The 5,347-nt window shown below is 63.6% G+C and carries 4 protein-coding genes; 1 reads left to right on the forward strand and 3 read right to left on the reverse strand.

From position 1 onward, the window contains the following. Nucleotides 1-661: 661 nt before the first annotated feature. Entirely contained in the window at nucleotides 662-1,594 is a 933-nt protein-coding gene (locus tag NKJ17_RS33435; protein ID WP_352691972.1) for a recombinase family protein, read from the forward strand. Here NKJ17_RS33435 and NKJ17_RS33440 read toward each other — a convergent pair. Genes NKJ17_RS33440 through NKJ17_RS33450 form a run of 3 tightly spaced genes read right to left on the reverse strand, consistent with a single transcriptional unit; the run spans nucleotide 1,527 to nucleotide 5,214 of the window. Further along, nucleotides 1,527-2,660 carry a TniQ family protein gene (locus NKJ17_RS33440; RefSeq protein ID WP_352691973.1) on the reverse strand — a complete coding sequence of 378 codons (1,134 nt, stop codon included), beginning with the start codon at nucleotides 2,658-2,660 and terminating at the stop codon, nucleotides 1,527-1,529. The genes NKJ17_RS33435 and NKJ17_RS33440 overlap by 68 nt on opposite strands. Continuing rightward, on the reverse strand, nucleotides 2,657-3,574 hold the full coding sequence (locus NKJ17_RS33445; RefSeq protein WP_352691974.1) for a TniB family NTP-binding protein: 918 nt from the start codon (nucleotides 3,572-3,574) through the stop codon (nucleotides 2,657-2,659). The genes NKJ17_RS33440 and NKJ17_RS33445 overlap by 4 nt, the downstream gene beginning before the upstream one ends. Then, nucleotides 3,571-5,214, reverse strand: a complete 1,644-nt coding sequence (locus tag NKJ17_RS33450) for a TnsB C-terminal domain-containing protein (protein ID WP_352691976.1) — start codon at nucleotides 5,212-5,214, stop codon at nucleotides 3,571-3,573. The genes NKJ17_RS33445 and NKJ17_RS33450 overlap by 4 nt, the downstream gene beginning before the upstream one ends. Nucleotides 5,215-5,347 lie beyond the last annotated feature (133 nt).

The following is a 5,347-nucleotide window of genomic DNA, read 5'->3' on the forward strand; positions in this document are numbered from 1 at the left end:
AACGAATGATAATGTTGCATTATCGTTCGTTTTTGTCCTTACGTTAGAAATGGCCGTTGTCGCCCGCGTTTCAACGGTCGCAGGAGAGTGTCAGCGACCAAGACTGGTTGTCGCTCGTCCTGGATGGGTGGAAAAGCCCGCATTTTCGCGGTTTCAGGTGTCGTTCTCGCCCTTATCCGGTGGATTCTCACCCTAATTGAGTGGACAGATCGGCCAGGATCGGCGGATTTGGAGCGGTTTTCGTGAGACTGCGTGCCATGCGACATGGCCGTGTTGCTGCTAACTGATTGAATTGCCTCGCTTCCACTGGCTGATGCCAGTGCCAAACTCGCTGTGTCGCGTAGTCTCACTATTTCCGACTCGGAATCACGTAGTCTCATCAAATCTGCTCCGCCCGCCGGGTGAAACAGGACCAAATCCGCGTTTCTGGTCCTCTGACGCCGATCTTTCGGAATGTCCGTGCTCCAAACGCCGGGTTTTACCCATTGTCGGCCATAGCGGCCTCGTGGGCGCGATTTGGCCCCCTTTGGAGTCCACGGACACCTCCGGAGGCCTCGATCACGCTCTACGGGCCTGTAAATCGGTCGATAAAACACGCCTGCAAAGGTTCCTTTTCTGACACATTGCAACTTTGTAAAAATCGACCCAAAATGCGCCGCAAATGGCCAATCCGCGCACCACACCCCCTCCCCGCCCACGCCGCCTGATCGGCTATGCAAGGGTTTCCACCGAAGACCAGCTCAACGACGCCCAGGTCGACGAGCTCAAGGCCACCGGCTGTCATGTGGTTCACCAGGAGCATGGTTCCGGCGCCTCGCGCTCCCGGCCGGTGCTGGCGAAGCTGATGCGTGAGATCACCGCCGGCGACGTTCTCGTCGTCGTGCGGCTCGATCGCCTCGCCCGCTCGGTCAGCCATCTGCTGGAGGTCATCGAGCAGCTCGAGGCGCGCGGCGCACACTTCCGCTCGCTGCGCGATCCGATCGACACGTCGACACCGCAAGGCATGTTCTCGCTGCAGGTGCTCGGCGCCGTCGCGCAGCTCGAGCGTGCCCTGATCGCTGAACGCACCAAGGCGGGGATGAAGGCAGCCAAGGCGCGCGGCAGGCTGGCCGGCAACCCCGGGCTTCGCGAACGCCGTCCCGACGCTGTCCGGGCGATCGCGGCGGCGCGCCAGCGCGCCTATCTCGACGATCTCATCACCTCGGCGCAGACCTGGTTGCCGACCGTGCGCCGCTTGCGGCCGCAGCACAGCTGGGACGATGTGGTGCGGGTTCTGAACCGAAAAGGGCACAGCTGGACGATCGAGCGGCTGCGCCGCGCCGTGCATCGGCTGGTTCGCGAACGCATCGCCGAGCCGGCTCTGATCAAACGAGCCGCTCGCCGGCCGCCGGAGGACCGGCTGATGACGCTCGTCGCCGGCATCGCGCTTGCCGATCCGGATCTCACGCTGCTCGAGATCGGTGCCCAGCTGGAACGGATGCACGAACGCACGCCGCGTGGCGGTCGCCAATGGCAGCCATCGTCGGTCAAGGCGCTGCTGGATCGCGCCCGGCGGCTCGGCCTCGTGGTGCCCGATCCAGCGCCTCAGCCATGAGGCGCGTTAGCGTTCGTTCTCGCGCAACCGAGCCGGCGCCCTGAACGGCTTTCCATTGATGGCTGGCAAGGATCTGTTCGGCCAATGAACGGTATTCGGCGTCCGAGCGGAGCGCGCACGTCGTGGCGTGGCGCTCGACATTCTGTGGCTGCGGCACCACCCGGCGTGCGGCAGACCGCGACGGATCGCCCGCGGCGAATTTTTCCGCCAGGAAGAAAGGCGGCAGCCAGATGCGGCTTCTGGCATCGGCCAGATCCAGCAGCCGTGCAATTCCGAACAGGGTCAACATGCGGCCTTGCAATGAGGCGGTGGCGAGCGGCTCGTCGCGATCGGCCGGCATGTCGTTGCCGCTCAGGCGCGGCTGTCCCAGCCATGCGATGAAGGGCTTTCCGCCTGCCTGCGACGACGACCACAACAATCGCGCGGCCCGCATGATGTCTTTGGCCACCGTGCCCTGAGGCCCCTCCTCAATGGCCAATGTGACGGTGTTCGTAAGCGCCAGGAGGAAGCTTTGCCATTCCGAAACGACACTATCCGCGCGGCCGAAAGACACGGGAGCCGAACAGCTCCCGCAAACGAGACGCCCCCTCCCCTCTCGGCAATCGAAGCGAAATCCGGTACGGGCGAAGCAATGGCCGCACATGTCCCGCAGCATGGTCAGATGCCGTGGGCAGACGATTGCTTCGACCCGAGACCACGCACGGCGAAGATAATGATCCCGGCCGCCAGTGTGATCCTCATCGAGGCAAGCAGTACAGACGCCCTGATGCCAGCGATCCTGGATGTACCAGTTGGAGGCGCGCGCCTGCCGGCACAGCGCCATCTGAGCAAGCCGCTCCGCATCCATTCGGCAAGCGCGGGCCCAAAACGTGATCATTGCGTCGCCCGGATCGAAGTCTCGCCCGATCAACCCGCCGCGCCGCCCCGGATCGATGTCCGCGTCGAGCCAGCTTTCAACGCCGCGCAACGTGCATCCGTAGCGACAGGCCACCCGCTCCTGCCAGGAGGAAAGCAACTCGTCGTCGAATGGCCGGGGCGCAAGGGGGAGGACGCGGACAGGCCTCACCGGCTCGCCCGGCGCTGGAGTCCCTTTTCCATGTGGCGTGTCATCGACACAAGCGGCAGGACGAGATTGTCGCCGTCGAAACTGTCGATGGTGATGCACTCACTGCCGCTGCGGACCGCCTCAACCGCCACCGTCTCCATCAGGCGAAAGATCCGCACCGTCACGCCGTCGGTCAGATCGAGCACTTTTCGGCGGACAGCCGCCGTTGCCAGCTCCGAGGGGCGGCGCAGCGGCAGGATCCCGCCCAGGCTTGTCAAAAGCTGGGAAACCCGGAAGTCATCCGTCCAACGGTCGAGGTGGAAGGCCTCGAAACGCTCAGCAAGCTGCGGGTCGGTCAGCAGCGCCTGCCGGGCCAGCTCGGTCCCGGCGCAGATCAGCGGGACCCTCAGGTCATTTGCCAGAAACCGGATGACGTTGAGAAAAATGCGCTGCTGGCGGAAGCTGCCCGCAAGCAGCGCGTGGATTTCGTCGATGATCAGCATGCGCACTCCCATGCTGCGCAAAAGGCTCCGACAGACCTCCTTCAGGCGATAGGTCGAGTCCGTCATCGGTCCCGGCGCGCCGAGCGCGCTGAGAAGTTCGCCATAGACATCCCGCTCCAGCGGTTCGGCCGGCATCTGCATGGCCACGACGGGCATGGTGGTGATGCCTGTGCCCCGATCGAAACAGGCCGGATGGTCACGCAGGAACTTGCGGATGATCTTGGTCTTGCCCATGCCGGTGTCGCCATAAAGCAGCAGGCAGGGCATGCGGTCGCGCGCAGGATAGGACAGCAGGTCCTCCAGCCTCGCCAGTGCCGCGCGCGCCTGGGCGGTTTCCAGCCAGCGGTCCGCCCGGATCCAGGCGATCCTGTCGGCATCGCCAAGAGCGGCATGCGAGCGATAGGCGGGCAGCAGATGCTGGTAGTCGCTCAAGACCATTCTTCCACGACCAACGAGGGTAGATCGGTATCCCATTCTTCGTCGTGGTCGATCTCCGGGGCGGAAAAGCTCCTGTTTTCGGTCGCCACCAGCGATCGGTCGCGGCGCTCGGCATGCCGGCGCGCGCTCCTGGTCCTATGTCCGGCTGCGTCGACGAGCTGCCGCTGCTTTTCGACCGTGTCGAAAATCAGCTGCTCGTCCACCGCCTTGACGCCGCGCTCCTTCAGCGCCGTGCGGGCAAGACGATGCTCGCCGAGCGTAATGCGCGGCCGCCTGAGATCGGCAAACCGGACCGGCCAGTTCGTGCCATCGGGGCCTTCCACAAACACGCACGACAGGTCGCGCGGGTCATATCTGACGCGCATCCGGCGAGGAAACCGGCCTGCCCAGGGACTTAACACATCGTCCCAATAGCGAAGTCCGAACAGATGCACGCCGTCGCGCCTGATGCTGCGCTCCTCGAAGGGCAGGAAATCCTGGAGAAACCGTTCGCGGTCATGGGGCAGCCGCAAGGGATGGCGACGTGCCGCAACGGCGTCGTCCCACGCGCTAGCGGGCGGCAGATGCAGGCTGCTGTGGATCTCCGCATGATAGCGGCCGACAATCTGCAGCGCGAGCCACGCTTCCAGTTCGTCGAGCGTCATTGCCGCATGTTTTTGCGGATCGTAGGAGCCGCGCGCGGCGATGTTGCTGGACGTCGTGCCCGGAAGCAGGTGGACCGCACCCATCATCGTCCCGATCAGCCGCTCGATGTGCCCCCCATAATGCGGCCTTGCGACGGGCCGATATTCAAGGGCGATGCCGTGCTCCGCGGTTCCTCGGGTCAGCGCCTTTCCATGGAATTCCCTGCCGTTGTCAACGTGGATCACATCAGGCAACCCGGAAACCGGCCACGCCGCCTTGATATCGCGCGCCTCAAGCCAGAGTTCCTTCGGCATCACCATGTGCTGGACGCAAAGCGCTACAGATGCCGACGACGGACTTTCCAGAGTAAGGTAGAACCCCGCCACCATGCGGCTTGCAATGTCGATGGCCAGCGTCAGCCAAGGCCGCTGAAGGGGCCGGCGATGCACGGCATCAACGATAAACAGATCGACCAATGTGTGGTCGATCTGGACGATGTGAAGCGCATGATCGGCGCGATATTCCTGCACCACGGGCTCAAACCGTTCACGCGCCGCCTTTGCCCCTTCCCGATCACGCATCAGGAGCCGCGGATCGGCAAGCTTCACACGGGCCCTTACCGCCTTCCAGGAAGGCGCCACCTCTCCACAAGCTCGGCACAACTCTCGAACGCGGTCATGCAGGGCGGTGATCGAAGGCCTCTCCCGCCTGCGGTAGGTGTCGCGCATCGCGGTCTCGATGAGCGCCTCCATCTCTTCCGACAGGCGCCGTCGCCCTTTCGCTGGGCCGGGGTTGTGGCCAAGCAGCGAACTCGTGACAGGAGAGACCCGGTATTGAGCGAGAAGTTCATAAAGGCGTGCCCGCCTCACACCGAGTTGGCGGCACGCCAAGCCTATATCGGCGGGAGACAAGCGATCCTTCGATGCCAAAGGGCGGATGACAGCCTCGCGCGCCACTGCCCTGCGCCAGTCGGCATCATCGGCCGCAAGCTTGTTGGGGTTACGACCCATGACCGTCGCTCTCGCCTTCGTCCACCAAATCAGGGTAAGAATCTACCTAACCGGGACGAATCCACTCGATTAGGATGAGTGATGAATGTTACAAAACAAAGACATACCGTCCACTCATCTAGGAAGAGTGACA

The organism is Mesorhizobium sp. M0208, assembly GCF_040322015.1.
Lineage (GTDB): Bacteria > Pseudomonadota > Alphaproteobacteria > Rhizobiales > Rhizobiaceae > Mesorhizobium.

Excerpts from the sequence above, each read along its gene's own strand:
- NKJ17_RS33450 (WP_352691976.1), bottom strand. The coding sequence starts at position 5,214 with ATGGGTCGTAACCCCAACAAGCTTGCGGCCGATGATGCCGACTGGCGC.
- NKJ17_RS33435 (WP_352691972.1), top strand. The coding sequence starts at position 662 with ATGGCCAATCCGCGCACCACACCCCCTCCCCGCCCACGCCGCCTGATC.